This window comes from Roseimarinus sediminis, assembly GCF_050433125.1.
GTDB classification, from domain to species: Bacteria; Bacteroidota; Bacteroidia; order Bacteroidales; family Prolixibacteraceae; genus Roseimarinus; species Roseimarinus sediminis.
On the sequence record NZ_JBNPXV010000010.1, the window covers coordinates 162,186 to 185,059 of the forward strand.

A 22,874-nucleotide genomic window follows, 5' to 3' on the forward strand; every position below is an offset into this window, starting at 1 on the left:
AAAGCTCTTTTTTTAAATCATGTATTACAATCTTACTTTTTAAAGTAATTCTGTACTTCTTCGTTGGCTATCACACTTTCTTCGAAAGTGTATGATCCGGTCTTTTCTGATTTTACCATTTTGATCACTTTAGCGTGACCTTTACCAGCTCCTTTTTGAAGTGATGCTACTGCTTTCTTAGCCATAACTCAATTATTTTATTTCTTTATGAACTGTCACCTTCTTCAGAATGGGGTTGTATTTTTTCAACTCCAGACGATCGGGTGTATTCTTACGATTCTTCGTTGTAATATAACGTGATGTACCAGGCATACCACTGTCTTTGTGCTCAGTGCACTCCATGATTACCTGTATTCTGTTTCCTTTTGCTTTTTTAGCCATTGCACTTACAAATTTTAAACATTAGCAACTAAACCTTTTTCACGGGCTCCTTTTAACGCTGCTGCTAAACCAACTTTATTGATGGTGCGAATACCGGCAGCTGAAACCTTCAGCGTAATCCAACGATCTTCTTCGGGGAGATAAAACTTTTTGGCGAACAGGTTGGGATAAAACTTCCGTTTTGTTCTCCTTTTAGAGTGAGAAACATTATTTCCCACCATAACTTTTTTCCCGGTTATTTGACAAACTTTTGACATGTCTTAATATTTTTACTCCGAACACTTTTTTCAAACAGTCCGCAAAATAAACACTTTTAAATTGAACTTACAAATAAAACCTTCAATATTTGAGCACTTAAATCAAGCTTTTTTATTTGCTGAAAGAAGCAAAATGTTTGATGGCCAAAAATAATGCAAAAAAGAGAAAAAAAATGCGCTAAAATGATCAATTAAGCTCCTTGTTTGTTTTGTATCTGTTTAGTAAGAATAATAATGATAGTAACATTAGACGATGAATTGGGAACCAAGAGTTGGGCTATTGTTCATCTAATTGATAGGCTTTTGATTTTTTTTTTGTTTAAGAGCGTTGACACAGATCAAATTTTTGGTTTAAAAGGTCGCTGGAATTTTCCGGCGACTTTTTTTTTTTTCTATCATCGCTGTTTAAATACAAGCAAGCATGCTTCCCGCTGGCAGCATGAAAACTATAAACAAAAGAAGCAAAAAACCGTTGCTTTACGCAGGAATCACTAATTTTAGCCCCATGCTTAAAGGACGGTCAAAATATTACCCTACTGCACTGGAGTCCATCCATCTGCTGGTTTTGTACATCGTGTTACAAACGCTGGTCGACTTTCCGCTGGCCATGTACGATTACCACCACGACAGCAACTGGCTTTCGCATCCCTGGATCAGTTTTGGCTCAACGGTGCTGATTACCGGCTTCATATTTATTTATGGATTCAGAAAAGCACAGAACACCTTCAGGGAAGTTTTTGCACTGAAACTATTCAACCCCCTCATCATTATTCCGGTCATTTTGATGTTGCCAGCCATGCAGTACCTGGTGGGACTGCTCAATGCCCGGGTCGATGAGCTGCTCCCTGCTCCACCCTGGTTTTGGGAACTCTTTGAACGGATTTTTGACAACCGCTTTGGATTTTGGGGCGCCGCACTCAAGGTGGTGGTCATTGCTCCCATCATCGAAGAAGTACTGTTCAGGGGCATCATCATGCATGGTTTGATGAGAAACTACCGCAGCTGGTATGCCGTGCTGCTCTCGGGCATTCTCTTTTCGGTTTTCCACCTGAATCCCTGGCAAATGACCTACACTTTCTTTCTCGGCCTTTTGCTGGGCTGGATCATGGTGCGCACCCGTTCGTTGCCACTGGCCATTTTGGTTCATGCACTGAACAACCTGCTGGTTTTACTAAGCATCACTTTTGAAGACCAACTGGCCGAACATGCGATTTCCACCCTTAGCAATGAGCAATACCTCTACATCAGCGCTTTGGCCATTGCATCATCACTGCTGCTGATTATTGCCATCACCTTAAAAAAAGGAAAAGCAGAAGCAAAAAACAAAATTACTGACAAATAAGGTCTTCACTTTTGCAAAATGATTTTGCACGAATAATAAATTGAAGCAAAATGTTATTTTTGTTTTCACACAAAACGTTTCGTCATGACCAAAGTGTACCTCTTGCTTTTCTATTTTCTTACCCCCCTGCTCATTTTGTATCTGTGTCATGTTTCAAAAACCATGAAGAAAATCGGGGCTGTTGTTATTGCCTACATCATTGGAATTCTGGCGGGGAACATCGGAATTTTTCCGCGAGCGGGAGCTGCATTTAAAGCGCTGACGGGGAGCAAAAGCTTTCTACCCGGCGACGAGGCATTGAGCTACCTCGAACAGGGTATGATAAGCCAAAGCGACTTCCTGCTCAATCAAATTCATGCTACCCAGGATTTGGTGATGACCATTGCCATTCCCATATCCATTCCGCTTTTGTTATTTTCTCTCAACCTTCGCAGTTCATTCAAACTTTTACGCTCGGGGATGCTTTCGTTTGTTGTGGCCGTGTTTTCATTGCTGATAAGCATCACCATTGGTCATTTGCTTTTTCATGACAGCATTCCCGAATCGTGGAAAATATCAGGCATGATGGTGGGACTTTACACCGGTGGCACCCCCAATCTGGCGGCACTGGCCACCGCACTCGATGTTCAGCCCAATCTTTTTGTTCTGACGCATACATATGACTTAATTGCCGGAGTAATTCTGCTTTTCTTTTTCATTACCATTGCGCAACAGCTTTTCAACAAGATACTCCCTCATTTTAACGGAAGAGGAAAGCACAAAACTCCCGGTGAAATTATCAGAGAGAGTGAAGCGCCCGATAATCTGATCGACCTGCTGAACAAAAAAACAGTGCTTCCTTTACTTTCTGCCCTGGGAATCACCATCCTCATTTTCGGAATCGGCGGAGGACTCAGCTTTTTGGTTCCCGGCGAGTTTCAAATGGTAACGGTCATACTCACCATCACCACCCTGGGAATTCTGGTCAGCCTGATTCCGGCTATCAATAAAATTGGAAAGACCTTCGAACTGGGCATGTATTTCATTCTGGTATTTTGTATCACCGTGGCATCGATGGCCAACCTACACACCATTTTTCAGATTGAATTTCTGAATCTGTTTCTTTACGTGGTCATTGCAGTCTTTGGATCGGTGCTGATCCACGTAGTACTTTCGATGCTATTCAAAATTGATACCGATTCAACCATCATTACCATAACCGCCCTGTCGATGTCGCCGCCTTTTGTGCCGGTTGTGGCAGGTGCGCTGAAAAACAAGGACGTCATTGTAATGGGAATCACAATTGGCGTGATTGGCTATGCCATTGGCAACTATCTTGGAATATCCATCGCCTATTTGTTGAAAGGGCTGATGTAGTATACGGAAATCTACGGTAGCTCTTCGTATTCGGTATCGACTACTTCGCCCGGCTGCGGTGGCTGACTTTTCTGGTATTTTCGGAGTTTCACCGACCAGATAATTTCGCCAATGCCATAGATGCCTATAATTACTCCAAAGAAAACCAGAATGGCCTGCGCACTTTCGAAGGGCCTGGTTAACATTACAATACCTGAAATGAGTGCCACGATTGCGATAAGGGTAAGCAACCACGAAAAGCCCATAATACTCCTGCCGCTTATTTGGGTACTAAGTTGTGAAAGCCCGGCAAGCAACAGAATCAGTCCAATTACAAAAACAAAAATATTCACCAGCAAAGTAGGAAATACAAGTAAAATAGCACCAAGAATCAGACTGGCTGCTCCACGGGGGACAATGGCAAATGCACTTTGAGGCTGTTTTTTTCTACGATAATAAGTGATGAGCATTGCAATTAGACCGTCGAGTAGCAGAAATACGCCCAGACCACGCATTACCATGATAAGGGACAAGTCGGGAATTGCCACCACAGCAATAGCTATTAGCATTGAAATAAGCCCTCTGAAGAGCAAACGATTGGGATTGGCTGATCGGACTGAGAACATAATTTTAATTTTTAGTTCCTTCAAAGATAAAGGCTATTGACAAAATAAATGTGTCGTTCAATCATTTTTTTGTTTTAAATGACATTTATACGATTTAATACTTTTTTAATATTCCATAAATCACAAGCAAACAGCGTACGCTCTTTCCATCGGCAGATACAAAACGTTAAAAGAATGCCTGGGGAAGCGATTTACATGCAGGGTTAGGCAATGAACATAAAGTTATTAAATACATTTCATTATCTTTGCAACTCATTTTTAAAGAAGATTATCAATTCAGCAAAAAAACATTCAACAAAATACATCACATTGAATACAAGCACCTTAATCAGATAAGATTTAAGGAAAACACGTTACGTTAACAAAAAAAGCAGGACTTCTCCTGCTTTTTTCTTTGATATACTGACAGTTTGCTATGCCATGAATTTTGCAATATCCGCCTCTACTTCAGCTTTAACATTTATACCGAATTCCTTTACCAGAAAATCGGCCACTGCAGGCGAAAGGAAAGCAGGAAGTGTTGGTCCGAGGTGAATGTTTTTAACTCCCAGATAAAGCAAAGCCAATAATACAATCACTGCTTTTTGCTCGTACCATGCAATGTTGTAAACAATGGGCAGTTCGTTGATGTCGTTCAGCTCGAAAACTTCTTTCAGCTTCAGGGCAGTAACTGCCAGTGAATAGGAGTCGTTGCATTGTCCGGCATCGAGTACACGCGGGATACCGCCGATGTCGCCCAGTGGCAGTTTGTTGTAGCGGTATTTGGCGCAACCGGCTGTAAGGATTACCGTGTCCTGTGGAAGTTTTTCAGCAAATTCGGTATAGTACTCGCGCGACTTCATACGACCATCGCAACCGGCCATCACAAAGAATTTCTTAATGGCCCCTGTTTTAACTGCATCAACCACTTTATCGGCCAGTTGCAGCACCTGGTTGTGAGCAAAACCGCCCACGATGCTTCCTTCTTCAATCTGGATCGGGGCTGCACACTTTTTGGCGTGTTCGATGATGGCACTGAAATCTTTCTGCTTTCCGGGCTCACGATCGGCTATGTGTTTTACCCCGTCGAAACCAGAGGCTCCGGTGGTGTAAACACGGTCTTTGTAGCTCTCCGAAGGTGGTACCAGACAGTTGGTAGTAAAAAGTACCGGACCGTTAAAGGCTTCAATTTCCTCTTTTTGCTTCCACCATGCGTTTCCATAGTTTCCTACAAAATGTTCGTATTTTTTGAACTTCGGATAATAGTTGGCAGGCAACATTTCGCTGTGGGTGTACACATCCACTCCGCTGCCTTCGGTTTGGGCAAGCAGCTCTTCCATGTCTTTCAGGTCGTGACCGCTGATCAGAATGGCCGGCTTGTTGCGGGTACCAATGTTTACCTCGGTGATTTCGGGATGACCATAGCTTTCGGTATTGGCTTTGTCGAGCAGCGCCATTACATCGACACCATATTTCCCGGTTTCCATTACCAGTGGAACCAGTTCGTCCATTCCGATGTCGGTGCGGGTAGTTGCCGCCAGGGCACGGCTCATGAAACGAAATACCTCCTGATTGTCGTAACCCAGATTGGCTGCATGCTCGGCATAGGCTGCCATTCCTTTCAGTCCGTACACTACGAGTTCTTTCAGTGAACGCAGGTCTTCATTGGCCTCGGCTTTGATGCCCACCAGTTTGGCCTTGCGCTCAATTTCAGCCATATTGTCACTTTCCCAGCTCACCGAGCTGTGCATATTTGCAGGAAGTTCCACTCCGGCAGCAGCCAGTTTCTGCGTGATGGAGCGTCGCACCTCAAAGCCCTGGTTGATTTTGGCCACGATTTTTGCTTCGTCGAAATTGGCATTGGTAATGGTCATGAACAAAGCCTCGTAAAGATAACGATCGGCTTGAACTATGCTAAGTTCGTTTTCATTGGCAAGCGTATTCAGAATGGCAACGCCCTTGCTTACAAAAATTAAAAGATCCTGCAGGTTGGAAACTTCGTCGGTCTTTCCACAAACCCCCTGAATGGAGCATCCCACTCCTTTGGCTGCTTCCTGGCACTGAAAACAAAACATGTTGTCGGTAAGTACTTCTTTCGCGCTTAAAACTTCGTTGTTCATATCTCTGTTTTTAATTGTTTTTCTCGTTTAACGGCGGCAAAAGTATGTTCAGGAGCATGGTTGATTTGTCACTTATGTTACAACTGACGATTTTTATCTAAATTTTTCATGTGTGTTGTCCGGTTTGAATTTTTATTCCCTCTCCCGATATCCCCTCTGCTTGCGGGGCAAACTGTTCCTCATCAGCTTACATACAACGACGGCGGTTTCATGCATTTGGGTGTGAAACAGTTCAATGTGAGATGCATTCAAAATTTTTATGAATTGCCGTCAGCTTCAGCTGACGGAATTCAAATGATTGATACAAAGCCGGCCACGGTTACATGTTCAATAAAAGAACAACTGCTCCTTGGCCGGAATATCGAATTTAACAAAAGAGTGAAAAACATGTAGGTTGTTATGGCTTAGGTTAATACAAAAGTATGTCATAAGTAGAAAAGCGAAGCCAAAACGATGTGGAACTTCATTAGAAAATCTGTTCAAATAATTTTAAATTAACCTGACAACAGTGAATTGAGAAATTAAAAACGAATAGTGTACCTATCAGTTGCAAATGCCCCCCAATAGCCGTATCCGTTGCTAATATTGCTAAAAACCGGAACCGGATACTCGCTAAAAGGATCATCCTCTGTAAAGAAATTTTCCTCCCGGCTATAAATGTATTGAACCAAAGATGGTGACAGATGGTATAAAATAACCGTTACTTCATCGTGTTCGTCATTCAGATAATAAATCAATTCACCCTCAATTGTTCCATTTTTAGCAACCTCATCACCTATAAGAAGATTAAACGTGGAATGATTGTTCAACATATATCTTTCCGCATCTTCGGCAACAACTCGTGCCAGGTAATGATTCCGTTCATTCGGAATATCGTCAAAACGATAATTGATTTTAACACGGTATGGGTTATCGCTAGTTTCAATATAAGCAGTATCGATGGCGACATTTTGAATCAGGCCAACCGACGAAGAAATTGCGGTTGGCATTTTATCGGCCTGGGTTTTTATTTGGTATTCGTTGCCTATGACAGGAAGAAAGGACGATTGGGAATAGTACCAATAACCATCATCGGTGTTCAAGTCGAACAGGTAAGCCCCATTCTCATAAAGCGAGACCACCGCATTACTTACACTATCGTTGCAATTGGTGCACGAATGCGGTATGGTTTTTTGCACAAATAGCCCCACACCTTCACCCTGATCAATATACCCATGAAGTACGAAAAGGTCTCCCTTGTACGGAATATCCAATTCTGTTTCTATTTCGGCGACATTGCACGAAAGAGTTGTCAATACGATCAACAGATAAATTATAAATCTAAAAACTGATTCCATAGCTTATGGTTGGTATTATTCCAAAAATAGATGTTAACACTAATTTCCCGCTCGAACGATTGACATGGGCAAATGATGCATTACGCTGGTTATAAACATTGTATATACTAAAACGAAGATGCTCTAAATTACCCTTCTCTGATTCCCACTCATGGGTCAGCATTACATCCAAACGGTGGTACGTTGGCAACCTGTATCCATTCATTGAAGAATAAAGGTTGTGCGGTTCCGAAATATCATTGCCTGCAAAATAACCATCGGTTAATGTAAATGCCTGCCCCGACATCAACCTAAACGACGATGCAAGCTCCCATCCTTTTTGAATTGCAATAGAATTAGTTAAAGATAGCACATGCCTGTAATCATAGGTAAACGGGAATGGTTCTCCCTGGTTAATGTCGCTAAAAGTCCTGTTGCTCCACGAAAGCGTATAAGAAATTGTCCCCTTTACTTTACCGGTATTCTTCTCACCAAAAAACTCCAGGCCATACGCCTCGCCCTGCCCATCTGACGATATCCTGTCGTAAACATTGCCAGTACTCTGTTCAATGCCCGAAAACCGATATTCCACAAGCTTGTACATTTTTTTGTAAAACCCTTCTATTCCGTAGTCGATATGGGGGCTTGTGCCAAAAAAACCTGCTGCAAGCTGATGCACTTCCTGGGGTTGAACTTTGTTATTGGAAAGTATCCAAACTTCCATTGGGTTTCCCCTGAAATTGCTAAGCAGCAAATGGGTAAACTGATGGTTAAGTGTATAGCTGGCTTTGACGGAGTAGTTGTTGCCAAGCATGGCCTTGTATGAAATACGGGGATCCAACCTGAAATAATTGGTGCCTTCTGAGGCAAAACCACTTGTTCTTAACCCTACATTAATTGAAGTGTTATGAAATGGTTGATACTCCAGCTCAAGGAAAGCCGACAAATTTGTTCCCCGATAAACAAAACCTTGTCCATAGGTGGTGTCTCTTAGTATTTCTGATGCTTGTTTAAAAAACTCCCTTTGAATGTTTGGTTTTGAGGAATATGCAGAGCCCTCGATCCCAAACTTGCAATGTATTTTGTTCGAAAAATTGTAATCGGCCATACTCTTTACCGAGAGGTACGATATTTTTGAATAGTCTGACGATTTGTAGTGTTCGTCTTTCTCATCATCTTTTCGGATGATATCATTGAAGAATGTATTGGTATACAAGGAATAGGCAACTGATGTTGAAAGGAACAGTTTTGCTGAATAGTTTTTCATGCTCCCCGCTGAAACCAAAAAGTTATGATGGTTAAAGCCGGAATTGTCGGCACCGGACCAATCGGTGTTGTCTACCGAATAAAAATCGCTAGATGTAAATACGTTGAGATATTGCTTTGAACTTGCGGATCGTTGGTGGCTAAGCTTCGCGTTAATGTCGAAAGCATTGAGGCTTACCATGCTGATCCCGTTTTGGAGATCGGCCTGGTATTCTAATTCATCAAGATACTTTATACGCTTGGGCAGGTTGATTAAATCAAAATAGGTGGCCCTTGCAGCTACCATGTATGATGTTTTGCCTTCAGCAATTGGTCCACCAATTGAGGCGCCAGCGCTTAGTGTTCCAACTTCAACTTTATAATCATGTTCTAAGCGGCTCCCTTCTTTCATGCGGATATCGAGAATAGACGAGGAGCAGTTGCCATAGCGAGCCGGGAAACCGCCTTTATAAAGATCGATGTTTCCAATTGCACCTGGGTTGATGCTCGATACCAAACCCAGTGCATGGTTGGTGGTAAACAGTGGCGCATCATCAATAAGAAAAAGATTCTGCCCCGCAGTACCTCCCCTCACATAAAGCCGCGAAAAACCCTCTTTCCCATTGGTAATACCGGGCAGGTAGGTAAGACTTTTCAGTATATCGGGCACGCCTGCAAATGTTGGTAACGACACAATTTTGCTTAGCGGCACATTGATTTTTCCAAGTATGGTCTGCTTGTGTAGTTTCTCCCTCGTTATAAGCACCTCGTCCAGTTCATGTGGATGCAGGTAAACCATTAGCAGGGTATCGGTTAAACCTTGAATAGAGATGGTATCGGGACGACAACCTACAAAGCTGAATACAAGGGTAGCCGGGCCATCGCTTTTCATGCTAAAAAAGCCCTCATTGTTGGTATAAAAAATGCGTTGGTCGTTGAGATTAATACAATAGGCATAAGGGATACTCTCAGATGAACCTTCGTACTTCACATATCCATACACATTATAGCTTTGCGCTTTTAAGCCAACACCAAGCACCAAAAGACTGCTAAAGATTGAAAAAAAAGCTAAACGATTTAAACTATTCATCTATTCATTATGTTTTGAAAGCCTTATTTTATAGGAAACGTAAACGTTCCATACGTCGTACTTGAAGAATACGCTTGGTTCAATTCCATTCGTTTGCTCATACCAGTTAGTGTAAGTAGCGAAATTCGACAGGTACAGGTGATCGATAAAACCTACTTCCAATCTATCGAAGAACGTGTAGCTAAAACCCCAATAAGGGATGGCAGTGTACTTTTTAATGTTGTAGAAAAATTGTACATCTTGATAGGTATGTTTCAGAAAATAATTATTCACAATGCCTGCTTCTATGTTCAAGCCCCATTTGGGATTGTACCTTACACCCACAGGGAAGGACAAGTAGTTGAACTTGTTTAATTTATCATAGTAATCATTAGAAGAAGGCACATACCCTTCAGGCAAACCTACCGTGCATGAGTATGCAGAAAACCCGCCACTAGCTCTTACTGAGAATTTACTTGTAAGATTATGACTTATACCTAGTTCATAAACATGGTATAAATTTGGGATAAAAGTATTAGCCAGTCCACCATAATGAAGCTTAAATTTTTTAACCTCGCTTCTTCCTATACCAACTGTACCATAAAGGTATGTTTGGGCATATGCCCCGGCAAAAAGCAGCACCGAAAAAACTATTAATAGAAAGGCTTTACGTAAGTTTGTCATAGATATATTATTTATTTGCAATCACTAATCCTCACGTTTTGTCAACCTTATTTTATAGGAAACATACACGTTCCAAACGTTGTACTTGAAGAATACACTAGGTTCAATTCCATTCGTTTGCTCATACCAGTTAGTATAATCAGCGAAATTCGACAGGTACAGGTGATCGGTAAAACCAACTTCCACCCTGTCGAAGAAAGTGTAATTGAACCCCCAATAAGGTATGGTACTATACTTTTTGAACTTGTCATACTCTTTGACATCCACAAAGTGAGCATGAGTACCCTCTTGTGAATAAGTGCTAAAGAAATTATTTAACAAACCAAGTTCCACTCTCAAATTTAAAAGTGGATTGTAACGTATCCCCATAGGCACTGAAATTTAGAAGAAATCCACATAGGTATCGCTATAGTCAGGAGTAATCTGCCTGACATTATTTGGAGATGAAATAATGCAGGAATAATTTGACAAGCCCCCACCCAACTTAACAGAAAATCCTTTCGAAAATTCGTGTATTACGCCAAGTTCATACTGCTCGAATAACCCTGGATTGAAAGACGTTCCAAAATGGAAGTCCCCTGTTTCGAACTTTTTGATCTCAGATTTTCCAATTCCAACCTTGCCGTAAAAGCTTGTTTGCGAATAGGTGTCGACAATAAGCAACAGCGAAAAAGAAATTAATAGAAATGTATTACGTAAGCTTGACATACACTTATTAATTATAAAAGTTAATTTCCTATGAGGTAAAATTAACCGGGCAAAGATTGGCAATTACCATCAGTTCTTAGATGATCTGTTCCATCATATTACCCGGTCAGACATTCAGTGTTTGTTAAAACCCACAGTTACTATAACTGCAGCAAATAGCAGCATAAACATCAGGTCCTGTGCCCCTGGTCCAGGCCTTAAGCCTGGCCTTATTGAATTTGGTACTTGTGCTTATCGGGTCATTGAATAACTCTGGCCCTGTGTATAACCTAAGGTTGTACACCGTTTGCTCCGGAGATGATCCACTGGGAACACTATTCCATACATACGACTCCCGTAATATACGATCACAGGTCGAACTGGTGCAGCCCCGAATATTAGTACATTGGTAGGTTCCATCCTTGTATATGCGCTCAAAACCCACCTCTAAATCCGACCAGTCGTGTATTGTTTCGTAGGTGTATGTTTGCCCCCATATATTCTTCCTCTTTCCAACTATCTCCATATCCACAGTTTGTTGATAAATAACACAGCATGAAGTTGGTACATCAACATCAATCCTAATTCTTAAATAAGCCTCCACCTTTCTGTATGTCCTATTGTTGTTTTTATATAAAATATTCTGTAATTGCTTCAACTGCAAGGCAAGCCCATACCTTTTAAGTTCATAATAATAGAGAAATGATGTAAACAATGCTGCTAATATAATATTCTTATTGTAAACTACACCCTCCCCCCCCCCTCACTTTTAAACATATTTTAACAATTTTGTGTTGGATTGTTAGCTTACTGTAACAGTGGAAAAGAATAAAAGCAGCAAAATACTACAGGCCGAATCGTAATACCGAAACATTTTTTATTGTAAATTGCTAAGCGTTAGAACCATTAATCATATCAACCAACAAGCAATTAACAACTAAAAGGGGAAGCACCATGAACAAATTCCATTTATTTCTGACAGCGGGTGTACTCGCACTGTCAGCCTGCAGCAAAGATCAGGATGCCACCAGCAGCATGCTGTTTAAAACCGAGAATCCGATGGCACAGGCCAAAAGTTTCAGTACCGTGCTATTTGAAAATCCATCACTCCGGGGAGATACCACCGTTACCCTCATGACCAGTTTTAAACTGGGCATTGGCGATGTATGGGTTTCGCAGGACGAAGTGAAGGCAGGAGCGGCCGACGACCTTGACTGGATCAAACTCACCACTTCGACCAACAACGAGATTAAGCTTTTTGAAGATTATTCCTTTCCGGCTGTTTCACTACCGGTTGGCCAATACCGTAGTATTAAAATGAGCCTTCGTAACATCTGTTACCGCCATGTTGTGCTGGCCGATGATCCCGATGTGAAATACGAACTCCTCGAAACCATGGGAAGCAGCACCGATCCGTGTGATGAAAACGACCAGTCGTGGGCCAATACCAACTATTTCTCGACCGCCGGGAACCACATACTGAACGATGAAAACCGCTTCGAGCTGGTTGCACCGGGTGAAAAATTGAGCGGATTTACCATCGAAGAAGAAAAAACCGCCATCGTGACCTGGCGACTGGGAGCCGGAGAAACAAGCCCCTGCACCAACTATTTATACGATGTGAATAAAAACGGGCAGTGGGATTGCGGCATCGATCAGATGGACATCGAATGCCCGCCAACAGCACAATACATGTGGGATTTTGTTGTTACTTACGATGCTGCAAAATGAGCTAAAAGGCATTAGACAAAAGACACAAGCATCAAAAGTCTAATGTCTAATATCTAGAATCTTGTGTCTTGCTTCCATCTTCCTTTTTCCTTAATGACCAATGACTGTCTTCTTAACCACAAAGCACACAAAGTACGCACACAAAGATCACAAAGGAAAAGTGAATGAGTGCCTGAGTACCTGAGTGCATAAGTTCATAAGATAGCCTTTTCGAAGCAAGTTAGCAGTCCACTATCCGCGCACCAACCAGCAACGAGCAACCAGAACCAGCAACCAGCAACCAGTAACGAGCAACCAGTAACGAGCAACCATTTCCTATCGCTTTCAACCCATTTCTATTGTGTTCTATTGTGTCTATTGTGGTTTTTTCTTGAGTACCTGAGTGCCTGAGTGCCTGAGTACCTGAGTGCATAAGTTCATAAGATAGCCTTTTCGAAGCAAGTTAGCAGTCCACTATCCGCGCACCAACCAGCAACGAGCAACCAGAACCAGCAACCAGCAACCAGTAACGAGCAACCATTTCCTATCGCTTTCAACCCATTTCTATTGTGTTCTATTGTGTCTATTGTGGTTTTTTCTTGAGTACCTGAGTACCTGAGTGCCTGAGTACCTGAGTGCATAAGTTCATAAGATAGCCTTTTCGAAGCAAGTTAGCAGTCCACTATCTGCGCACCAACCAGCAACGAGCAACCAGAACCAGCAACCAGCAACCAGTAACGAGCAACCATTTCCTATCGCTTTCAACCCATTTCTATTGTGTTCTATTGTGTCTATTGTGGTTTTTTCTTGAGTACCTGAGTGCCTGAGTGCCTGAGTACCTGAGTACCTAAGTGCATCTTTTGTCTTATGTCTCTTATCTTGCATCTTGCGTCTTGCATCTTAATTCTTACACTTACTTCCTGTCGCCATACAGCAGTCCCCTGCCATGGGTGCCAACATATACGCGGCCGTACTTTTTGGGGTCGCCGGTAATGTGCAGCAATAGTCCCCACTGATGTTCCTCATCGTTAATACGTACCCAGCTGCCGGCCTGATCATCGCTGCGGAAAATACCCCGCACTCCTTCGACCACTCCAATCAGGTACAAAGCCGGATATTTGCTGCGAGGCGCTGCTTTTCCAAAACCAAAACCGTGAATTTCGTCCACCCCGGCCTGAAGTTGAAATGGACTTCCTGCTTTGGGCGAATGATAAAGTCCGTCGTAGGCTGCAATCCAAAGGTCATTCTCGTAAGCCGGAGTGGCATAAATACGATCCTGCCCTCCCCGGCGGTCTCCCCTGAAACTACGGGCGACCACCAGCCCCTTTTCAAGTTGCAGTTCACTTGTGCTAAAGCTGTTTCCGCCATCGTTGCTGGTAAATAATAGTCCTTCGTACAAATCGGCAGCGTAAAATTTCATGGGATTCACCTTGTCGGCCACCACACGCAGGTTGGGTTTCAAGTGTTGAAGTTCGGTCCAGCTTTTACCCTGGTCGGTAGTGAGCCAGGGCTTTTGGCCTTGTGGCGTCCATATCCATGCCTCCCCGTCGGCTGCTACGGCAATGTGCCCGTGCCGGCTGTCCCTGGCAGGCATGGCAGTGGCTTGCCATGTTTTTCCGTAGTCGGTTGAATAGCCAATGTTACTGCCCGGATGATGGCCCGAAGCAATGCCCACACGAACCAGCACTTCCGGCTTTTTCCATGCACAGCTGATGCCGTCACAATTGCCAAAATAGGGATTGGTAAAGTAAGCTTCCGGAAGGTTCTGATCGAGATTCCAGTGCACAAAGCCGGCATAGTCGCCAATGCCGCTAATCACGTGTGCTCCCTCGGGCGGACTGCATAATTCGAGAGGAACGGTTTCTTCGATGCCGCGCGCATGTACCTGCCAGCGGGTGGTGTCACCCCGGTCGGCTGCCCGCAGGTTATAGGTTTCAAAACCTCCAAAGCCGGTGGTAAAAAGTGCATGATCGGGATTGAAGGGATTGATTTCGATGTCGAACATCCAGTGAATAGGCGTATGCTCAACATAAGGAGCGTCGGTGTAGTCGAAGCTGGTTCCGTTGGCAAATACGCCTGTCCAGCTGGCTCCCCCGTCGAGCGATCGAAAGATTTCTTCGCCACCCAGCTTTCCGGGACGGTAAAAGCTGCTCACGATCAATTGTTGCGGGTTTTGTGCGTCGACCGCTACCGATGCATAACCAAAGGCTTTTCCGCCATCGGGATCGGGCTGATCGGGCGTGATGTTAAGCCAATCCCCGCTTTTCATATTGTATTTCCAAACAGCACCGTTTTGCATGCGCGACGGTCCGGGCGTATCGCCATAGGTGATGTACAGCATGCCGTCGGAGGTGGCCACTCCCTGCGTTGGCCGATAGGCTTGTGGGTGGCCGGGTACTTCGTGCCAGCTGCTTCCTCCATCGGTGGAGCGGAAAAGGTTGGCGCGCTTCATCAGTGAAACGCCCACATAAATGTGCTGACAAGCGTCGGCATTGGCCGAAGCTTCATCGTATTGCACCCATACGATGCCACTGCCCTTTAGGTTGTAGTTCCACATTCGTTGCGCTCGTTCACTGAGTGTATCGGGCATTACTTCGTTCACATCGGGAAAACCTTCAACGCGGGTCCAGCTCATGCCGGCATCGTTGCTGCGCCATAAACCCCTGTTGCGGGTTCCGAGATAGATGATGTTGCCATTAACAGGATCGACCATCATGCGTTCTCCGTTGCCGCGACCATTTTCATTGCCTCCCATTTTAAAGGGTACTTTCACCCGGGTAAAGCTTTCGCCCCGGTCGTGCGAAACCAGAATTTCACCATCGGGAACCTGAGGTGCAGTGTAAGTGCCACAAGCCAGATAAAGACGATCGGGATCGTTGGGATCGAGGGCCATGCTTTCGACCCCCATCAGGTTGTTGTCTTCGTACGACACCCAATCGAGCAGCGGAATCCAGTGCCCCGAGGCCCCATCGCGACGGTAGGCACCCCCCATGTCGGTACGGGCATATACCAGGCCCTTTTCGCGGGGATGAAATACAATCCCGTCGACAAAGCCGCCTCCGCCAATGTGTACATTTTTCCAGCTATAATTCTCGGAATGCTTACGCTGCCTGTTCTCATCACAGGCGAGTATCAAAAACAGAAAGGGGAGCAATAGTAAAAAATGTTTCATCGGATGAATGTTTTGAATTTTACCGCTTCAGTTCATTACAGAATGAAGCGCTTATTTCTGGTCAGCTAAAAATATCGATTTCTACAACAGCCCGAACCTTTTTTATCAAAAACAGGTACAATCGGCAACAAACAACTACCTAGATGTTCTATCACACTAAAAATCACCCCCCATTTTTACTTTTATTTTTCCAAATAGAAAGTGTATTTTCAGCGAGGTTTATTTTCAAACACATGATACGAAACAGTTTTTTAATTTTGCTGCTGACAGTGCTGTTCAGCCAATGCCGTGAAGCGTCCATCCAGCGTGATACGCCGCTCATTCAGCTTCGTTATACCGAAGATTACACGCCCACTTACGCCGAAGTAATCGCCATGTACCGAACGCTCGACAAGGCTTCGGCAAAGGCCAGGCTGATTGAGGCGGGCAGTACCGATGCCGGAAAGCCCCTGCATCTTTTCATTATTTCAAACGATGGTGACACCGATCCTGTTTCCATCAGGGAAAAGGGACGAAGCATTCTGCTGATCAATAACGGCATTCATCCCGGTGAGCCCTGTGGCATCGATGCCTCATTGAAGTTTGCCGATGAGTTGTTGCGCGGTGTCAGGCAACTGGATGAAATACTGGAGCAAACCACCATCGTCATCGTGCCCGTGTACAATGTGGGCGGTCATTTGAACCGCAGTGCCCATCACCGGGCCAACCAGTCGGGACCCCTCGAAACAGGGTTCAGGGGCAATGCCCGCAAGCTCGATCTGAACCGCGACTTCATCAAATGCGATTCGGAAAATGCACGCAGTTTCAATCGTCTGTTCAGCGAATGGCAGCCCGACGTTTTTCTCGATACCCATACCACCAACGGATCGGATCATCAGTACAGCATCACCCTGATCCCTACCAATCCGGCGGCCCTTCCACCGGCCATGGGCAGCTTTCTGCGCGAAAAAATGTTGCCATCGTTGTACCAAAGCATGAAGGAAGGTCCTTACGAAATGACTCCCTACGTGGCCTGGATCAACCGCGATCCGTCGCAGGGCATGCAAATGACCTTCGAGAGCCCCCGTTATTCGACCGGTTATTCCCGCCTGCATCACAGTTATGGTTTTATGACTGAAAATCATGTTTATAAAAGCTATACCGACCGCGTTGAATCGGTATATCACTTCCTTGTTGAACTGGCCGCTTTCACGGCCAACAACAGCCATCAAATTATCAACAGCCGCAAGGAAGCCCTTGCCCAGGCCCTTGAAAATCCGCTTTATCACCTCGATTATGCAGTTGATACCACGCAATGGGAACCACTGTTGTTTAAGGGCTATCAAGCGGGTACTTATGTAAGTGCGCTCAGCCAACAGGAACGTTTCGGCTACGACCGGAACCAGCCCTATGAAAAAACCATCAGGTACTACAACACTTTTCAGCCTGTTAAAAGCCTTGTAAAACCCTCGTATTATCTGCTTCCTTCGGCCTGGCACGAAGCAGCAGAACGTTTAAAACTGAACGGGGTGGAAATGACCACAGTGAAAAACGACACCCTGATTCAGGTTGAAGCCAGCTTCTTCACCCGGGTTTCACATCCCGACCGGCCCTACAACGGACATTATTTTCACAGTGAAGTGGAATATGAAAACCGCACTGACATGGTACAGGTTTTCGAAGGCGATTATCTCATCAGAGTTAATCAGGAAAGGATGGCTTACATTATCGAATGCCTGGAACCCGGAGCTTCCGATTCGTTCTTCCGCTGGAATTTTTTCGATTCGATGCTCGACCGGCGGGAGTATTTTTCGCCCTGGGGTTTTGAAGAAAATGCTGCACGCTATCTCGATGAGCATCCTGAATTCAAAGCACAATGGGAAGCCGCCTGTAAGACAGATCCGCAACTTAAAAACGATCATTATGAACAAATGGCCTATCTCTACAACAACAGCGAGTGGGCCGAAGCATGTTACCTGCGCTATCCGGTTTACCGGCTTTACAACGATGAATTTGCCAAACAGCATGAACATCCCGTCACAAATGAGTAAATTTGCCACAGCGTCAACAGCAATTTAATTTGAATCGTATGCAACTACTTGGAGGAAATCAAATCATATTTTACCCGTCGAAAGCAGGGACCCTGGAACAACAGTTAGACGACTGCCTGGTGCAGCTGGAGGAATACATGGATGAACAGCAGATTTATCCCGGCAGTTTCATTCGTCACAACCTGTTTGTAAACATCAATCAACAGACCAGTTATAAGCAGCTTAAGCCCAAACTGGCACAATTATCTAAACGGCGTTTTCCGCTTCCCATGCTCATTAACATCATTGCCCAGGCGCCGGCTGAAGGTGATCTGGCGCTTGAATCGACCTACATCAGGGGGAATGTCTGGAATTGTTTGTATAAGGAAAGCAAGGCCGGCAGTTGCCAGCTGATTAAAAAAGGAAGTAACGAAGTAGTGATTGGCAGCGTGCAGATCAATGGAAACAACGACATGCAAAGCAGTGCCGAACAGGCTTTCGAACAGATTGAACAGCTGCTCGACCAGTGTGGTTTGAGTATGGGCGATGTGGTGAAACAGTGGAATTACCTTGAACGCATGCTCGAAAAGGATTTCTCGGTGCAGCGTTACCAGATTTTCAACGATGTGCGCACCCGCTACTACGACCAGGACTTTGAAGGCAGGGGCTATCCGGCATCGACCGAAACAGGCATGCTTACGGGCGGACTCATCATCGAATTTCTGGCGGTTAAGGGAAGAAACGAGCGCTCGCTTACCGTTAACAACCCGATACAAAAAGCACCGTACGAATACAGCAGCGACGTACTGGCCGGCGAAGGAGCCTACAACAAGACGGGGCCTACCACGCCCAAGCTCGAACGGGCCCGCTCGCTAACAATCGACCAACGCAGTATGCTGTTCATATCGGGCACTTCGTCGATTATTGGAGAACGGCTGACTGCCGGTGGCGATGTGGCTGAACAAACCGTTACCATCATCGAAACCATTAAAAAACTGCTTGAGCGAAAGAATCTCGAAGCTGCCGGGCTAAAACCGGCAGCCGATGCACCAAAGCTCAGTCTGCTAAAAATTTATGTAGCCAAAGCCGCTGATTTTGATCAGGTGTATCACGTTATCGAAGCTTTCATGGGCAAGGCCCCCACCCTGATGGTACAGGCCACCCTGCCCCGCAAGGAAATACTGGTTGAAATTGAAGCGGAAATGCTGATCGACTGAGTCGCTTGCTTCCAGGTGCCGGCAGGAACTTCATTGTTGTGATCAGTGCCTGGAACCGTTGTACCGGTACCATCGAAACGAAGGCAGGCTTGTTCTGTTTCGCTGCCGCGTTGAACCTAAAGTGCACTGTTTTGTTTTATCAGCATTCAAACTTTTAATGCAGGCAAAAACAAAACAAACCGAGCAATGAAGAACAAGCTTTTTGGATTTCCCCTCACCTTCGTTTTACTCATCATTACAACAGTGGCCATTATTTTGGGCACCTTTATCGAAGCCGCTACCAGTACGGCCAATGCCCGTCAGCTTGTTTACAATGCCACCTGGTTCGAGGTGGTGCTGGCCTTGCTCACCATCAACATTACGGGCAGTATGTTTTACCACCGGGCCTTTTCGTGGAAGAAAATCACCGTTCCCCTCTTTCACCTTTCCTTCGTACTCGTTATGATTGGTGCCATGTTCACCCGCTACACAGGTGTTGAAGGAAGTGTTTACATTCGCGAGGGTGAAAAAAGCAATGTGGTGGAACTCATCGATCAGGGCGGAGCGCTGGAACTGCCGTTTCACCTCCATCTCGACGATTTTGAACTTGAACGCTATCCGGGATCGAACTCCCCTTCGTCGTATTCGAGTTATGTTACGGTAGAAGACCAGGAGCTCGAACAGGCTTTCCAATACCACATTTACATGAACCACATTCTTATTTACCGCGGCTGGCGCTTCTTTCAGACTTCCTACGATCAGGATGAGAAAGGCACAGTACTTACGGCCTCGCACGATACCATTGGCACTCCCCTCACCTATGCCGGTTATTTTCTGACCATTGCCACCCTGTTTTTATCGCTGTTTATGCCAGGCACTTTTTTCCGCAAACAATTGCGAAAACTCGGCAGCATGGGCACCTTGGTGCTTTTACTGCTCATCCCCCTGTTCGGTTTCAGCAATAAGCCAATTGATGAGAGCAAGGTGATTGACAAGGCACAGGCTCATGAATTTGGTGAAGTGGTGGTGCAGGATTACAAAGGACGCATGAAAACCATGAACACCCTTTCGAGCGAATTCATGCGCAAGTTATATGGAGCAGAGCAGCTCGACGGGCTTAGCAGCGACCAGGTCATCCTGTCGATGATTACCTGGCCCGAATACTGGGCCACCGTGCCCCTTTTAAAAGTTAAAAACAAGGAAGTGGCCAGAGAGCTGCAGATCGATGGCAAACACCTGTCGTTTACGGGCTTGTTCAGCCGCGACGGGAAATACATCATGGCCGGACCGGTTGACAAGGCTTTTCAGACCCCCGAAGCCCAGCGCAGTAAAACCGACCAATCCTTTCTGAAGCTCGACGACAAGGCCAACATTCTGCATGCCTTCCTCACGGGCGATGCCATGGCGCTGTTCCCTATTGAAGGGGCTGAAAACAACAAGTGGTACACTCATCACGATGCGGCACTGCAGGCAAAGGCTTCCGACGATTCGCTTTTTCTGACCCACATCCTACCGCTATATATCGACGCCTTAAAACAAGGCAAAAGCAGCGGCGACTTTAGTCAGGCCGACAGCTACCTCGAAGCCATTAAAAACTATCAGCAAAAGGAAGGATCGGAGGTGGTTTTGTCGCCCTCGCAGATCAAAGCCGAACTGTTCTATAACCGCTCCCACCTGTTCGAGCGGCTCGAAAACAGCTTTGCCCTCACCGGTTTCATCATGCTGCTGCTCTTCTTTATTTTTATCCTCCGGGGGAAAGGCTTTCCGCACCTGATCTTCAATATTTTCTTCGTGTTATCGATCGTACTGCTCTTGTTTACCATCGTCGGCATTGCTTTGCGCTGGTACATTGGCGGCTACATTCCCATCAGCAACTCGTTCGAAGTGATGATTTTTCTCTCGGGGGTGGTATTGCTGGCTGGTTTGCTGGTGAGCCGTAAACAGCCGGTAGCCCTGGCCTTGTCGCTGATACTGGCCTATGCCTTTTTGTTTGTGGCCAGCATGAACAACGGCAATCCCGAAATCGGGAACCTGGTGCCCGTACTCAAATCGTACTGGCTCAGCATCCATGTGGCGGTCATTACTTCGTCGTATGCCCTGTTTGCGCTGGTGATGATGCTGGCACTGCTGAACCTTACACTCTACCTTTTTGCCAGTCCTTCGCGCTTTGAACGCTTACTGGTAAAAACCGGACAACTCAATGCCCTGATCAATGTCATGATGACCATCGGGCTGTACCTGCTCACCATCGGAACCATACTGGGCGGCATTTGGGCCAACGAATCGTGGGGACGCTACTGGGGCTGGGATCCCAAGGAAACATGGGCCCTGATCAGCATCTTCGTGTACGCCTTTGTAGCCCATATGCGCTTCATCCCATCGATGAAAGATGAATTCTGGTTCAATATGGCTTCGTTCTGGGCCTTTGCTTCCATTTTAATGACCTTCTTCGGGGTGAACTATTTTCTGGCCGGACTGCACTCGTATGCCGGGGTTGAAAAAGCCACCATGCCGGGATGGATTTCCTACACAGCCGGAGCTTTTGCTCTTTATACCATCGTTTCGGGAATCAGGTATTTCAAATTAAAAGAGAAAGAATTGTAACTTTGCAGCATGATTCCGTACAACAAAGCGGAATTGCCTGCATCAAATATCAAACGACCGATTATGACTATCATCGAAAACAGTGAACAATTCGACAGCGCCTTGCAGGAACATCCCCTGTTGCTGGCCTACTTTTCGGGGCCCAACTGCAATGTTTGTGCATCGCTGAAACCCAAGATTGAAATGCTGGTCGAGCAACAGTTTCCCACGGTTAAAATTGTGGAAGTAAAAACGGAGCTTTGCCCTGAGTTAAGTGGCCGTTACACCATTTTCAGCATTCCGGCTGTACTGTTCTTTGTTGAAGGACGCGACTACCTGCGCGAGGTACGCAACATCAGCACCAGTGAGCTGGCTGCCAAAATGGATAAGATTGTTTCGATTTACGAAGAATAAACCGTGCCTTAGCACCTTCACCTTAGCATAACAAAACCATGAGTAAAAACTACGATTTCGAACTTGAATTCAAGGTTCGCGACTACGAGTGTGATCTCCAGGGAGTGGTCAACAATTCGGTGTACCAGAATTATCTGGAGCATACACGGCACGAATTTCTGCTGTCGATAGGTCTCGACTTTGCCGATTTGTACGCCCGTGGCATCATGGCCGTGGTGGCACGTATTGAACTGGCCTACAAAACGCCCCTGCGCAGTGGCGATCGTTTTGTGTGTCGTTTGCGCAGCGAACAACAGGGCATCAAATATCTTTTCTATCAGGACATTTTCCGTTTGCCCGACGAAAAGCTTTGTCTGAAGGGGCTGGTAACCACCACTACGCTGGTGAACGGCCGTCTGGCCATTTCGGAGGAGATCAGCGAAGCACTCGCCCGGGCAGGCAAGGAAGCATGATGAAAGTAGCAAGACAAAAAAGTCAGAAGGTCAAAAGGAAAAAGGAAGATGGAAGATGGAAGAAATGGAATCAGGCATTAAGACTTTAGATATTAGACTTTAGATATTAGACATTAGACAAAAAAAGACACAAGACACAAGACAATTTGATATTTTGGGCTTAGGACTTAGTACTTATAAACTCATGCACTAAGGTACTCATGCACTCAGGCACTCAAGAAAAAACCACAATAGACACAATAGAACACAATAGAAATGGGTTGAAAGCGATAGGAAATGGTTGCTCGTTGCTCGTTG

At 45.2% G+C, this 22,874-nt stretch carries 19 protein-coding genes; 8 read left to right on the top strand and 11 right to left on the bottom strand.

Features of this window, described 5'->3' with window-relative positions; all coding sequences use genetic code 11:
• Positions 1-32: 32 nt before the first annotated feature.
• Genes FHS86_RS13935 through rpmB form a run of 3 tightly spaced genes read right to left on the bottom strand, consistent with a single transcriptional unit; the run spans position 33 to position 638 of the window.
• Entirely contained in the window at positions 33-185 is a 153-nt protein-coding gene (locus FHS86_RS13935; RefSeq protein ID WP_429414819.1) for a DUF4295 domain-containing protein, read from the bottom strand.
• Positions 186-192: 7 nt separating this feature from the next.
• The gene (gene rpmG / locus FHS86_RS13940; RefSeq protein WP_429414821.1) at positions 193-381 is read right to left on the bottom strand and encodes a 50S ribosomal protein L33; all 189 of its coding nucleotides are present in this window, start codon (positions 379-381) and stop codon (positions 193-195) included.
• 14 nt (positions 382-395) lie between these two features.
• Positions 396-638 carry a 50S ribosomal protein L28 gene (gene rpmB, locus FHS86_RS13945; RefSeq protein ID WP_429414824.1) on the bottom strand — a complete coding sequence of 81 codons (243 nt, stop codon included), beginning with the start codon at positions 636-638 and terminating at the stop codon, positions 396-398.
• A 505-nt stretch (positions 639-1,143) separates the two neighbouring features.
• Between rpmB and FHS86_RS13950 the strand changes: the two genes are divergently transcribed.
• Both FHS86_RS13950 and FHS86_RS13955 read left to right on the top strand, forming a co-directional pair.
• Positions 1,144-1,980, top strand: coding sequence for a CPBP family intramembrane glutamic endopeptidase (locus FHS86_RS13950; RefSeq protein ID WP_429414827.1), 837 nt, complete (start codon positions 1,144-1,146; stop codon positions 1,978-1,980).
• A gap of 84 nt (positions 1,981-2,064) precedes the next feature.
• On the top strand, positions 2,065-3,336 hold the full coding sequence (locus tag FHS86_RS13955) for a DUF819 family protein (RefSeq protein ID WP_429414830.1): 1,272 nt from the start codon (positions 2,065-2,067) through the stop codon (positions 3,334-3,336).
• Between the two features lie 11 nt (positions 3,337-3,347).
• Here the strand turns inward: FHS86_RS13955 and FHS86_RS13960 are convergent, their stop codons facing one another.
• The 7 genes from FHS86_RS13960 to FHS86_RS13990 form a co-directional block, all read right to left on the bottom strand.
• Positions 3,348-3,941 carry a DUF308 domain-containing protein gene (locus tag FHS86_RS13960; protein WP_429414833.1) on the bottom strand — a complete coding sequence of 198 codons (594 nt, stop codon included), beginning with the start codon at positions 3,939-3,941 and terminating at the stop codon, positions 3,348-3,350.
• Between the two features lie 413 nt (positions 3,942-4,354).
• Positions 4,355-6,040 (bottom strand): hydroxylamine reductase, encoded by a 1,686-nt coding sequence (gene hcp / locus FHS86_RS13965; RefSeq protein ID WP_429414836.1) that lies wholly within the window; start codon positions 6,038-6,040, stop codon positions 4,355-4,357.
• Between the two features lie 521 nt (positions 6,041-6,561).
• Entirely contained in the window at positions 6,562-7,293 is a 732-nt protein-coding gene (locus tag FHS86_RS13970) for a DUF4249 family protein (RefSeq protein WP_429414839.1), read from the bottom strand.
• 67 nt (positions 7,294-7,360) lie between these two features.
• Positions 7,361-9,691 (bottom strand): TonB-dependent receptor, encoded by a 2,331-nt coding sequence (locus FHS86_RS13975; RefSeq protein WP_429414842.1) that lies wholly within the window; start codon positions 9,689-9,691, stop codon positions 7,361-7,363.
• Entirely contained in the window at positions 9,692-10,354 is a 663-nt protein-coding gene (locus tag FHS86_RS13980) for a hypothetical protein (RefSeq protein WP_429414845.1), read from the bottom strand.
• Positions 10,355-10,378: 24 nt separating this feature from the next.
• Positions 10,379-10,723, bottom strand: a complete 345-nt coding sequence (locus tag FHS86_RS13985) for a hypothetical protein (RefSeq protein ID WP_429414847.1) — start codon at positions 10,721-10,723, stop codon at positions 10,379-10,381.
• 12 nt (positions 10,724-10,735) lie between these two features.
• Positions 10,736-11,062 (bottom strand): hypothetical protein, encoded by a 327-nt coding sequence (locus tag FHS86_RS13990; protein WP_429414850.1) that lies wholly within the window; start codon positions 11,060-11,062, stop codon positions 10,736-10,738.
• Positions 11,063-11,995: 933 nt separating this feature from the next.
• Here FHS86_RS13990 and FHS86_RS13995 point away from each other — a divergent pair.
• On the top strand, positions 11,996-12,772 hold the full coding sequence (locus tag FHS86_RS13995; protein WP_429414853.1) for a hypothetical protein: 777 nt from the start codon (positions 11,996-11,998) through the stop codon (positions 12,770-12,772).
• Between the two features lie 892 nt (positions 12,773-13,664).
• On the opposite strand, the gene FHS86_RS14000 is transcribed toward FHS86_RS13995, so the two are convergent.
• Positions 13,665-15,923 carry a beta propeller repeat protein gene (locus tag FHS86_RS14000; protein ID WP_429414856.1) on the bottom strand — a complete coding sequence of 753 codons (2,259 nt, stop codon included), beginning with the start codon at positions 15,921-15,923 and terminating at the stop codon, positions 13,665-13,667.
• A 233-nt stretch (positions 15,924-16,156) separates the two neighbouring features.
• Between FHS86_RS14000 and FHS86_RS14005 the strand changes: the two genes are divergently transcribed.
• The 5 genes from FHS86_RS14005 to FHS86_RS14025 all read left to right on the top strand — a co-directional run bounded on the left by FHS86_RS14005 (position 16,157) and on the right by FHS86_RS14025 (position 22,577).
• Positions 16,157-17,953, top strand: a complete 1,797-nt coding sequence (locus FHS86_RS14005; protein WP_429414858.1) for a M14 family zinc carboxypeptidase — start codon at positions 16,157-16,159, stop codon at positions 17,951-17,953.
• A gap of 38 nt (positions 17,954-17,991) precedes the next feature.
• Positions 17,992-19,149, top strand: a complete 1,158-nt coding sequence (locus FHS86_RS14010) for a Rid family hydrolase (RefSeq protein WP_429414861.1) — start codon at positions 17,992-17,994, stop codon at positions 19,147-19,149.
• A gap of 186 nt (positions 19,150-19,335) precedes the next feature.
• Entirely contained in the window at positions 19,336-21,732 is a 2,397-nt protein-coding gene (locus tag FHS86_RS14015; RefSeq protein WP_429414864.1) for a cytochrome c biogenesis protein, read from the top strand.
• 63 nt (positions 21,733-21,795) lie between these two features.
• Positions 21,796-22,125, top strand: coding sequence for a thioredoxin family protein (locus FHS86_RS14020; RefSeq protein ID WP_429414867.1), 330 nt, complete (start codon positions 21,796-21,798; stop codon positions 22,123-22,125).
• 38 nt (positions 22,126-22,163) lie between these two features.
• Positions 22,164-22,577, top strand: coding sequence for an acyl-CoA thioesterase (locus FHS86_RS14025; protein WP_429414869.1), 414 nt, complete (start codon positions 22,164-22,166; stop codon positions 22,575-22,577).
• Positions 22,578-22,874: the final 297 nt, after the last annotated feature.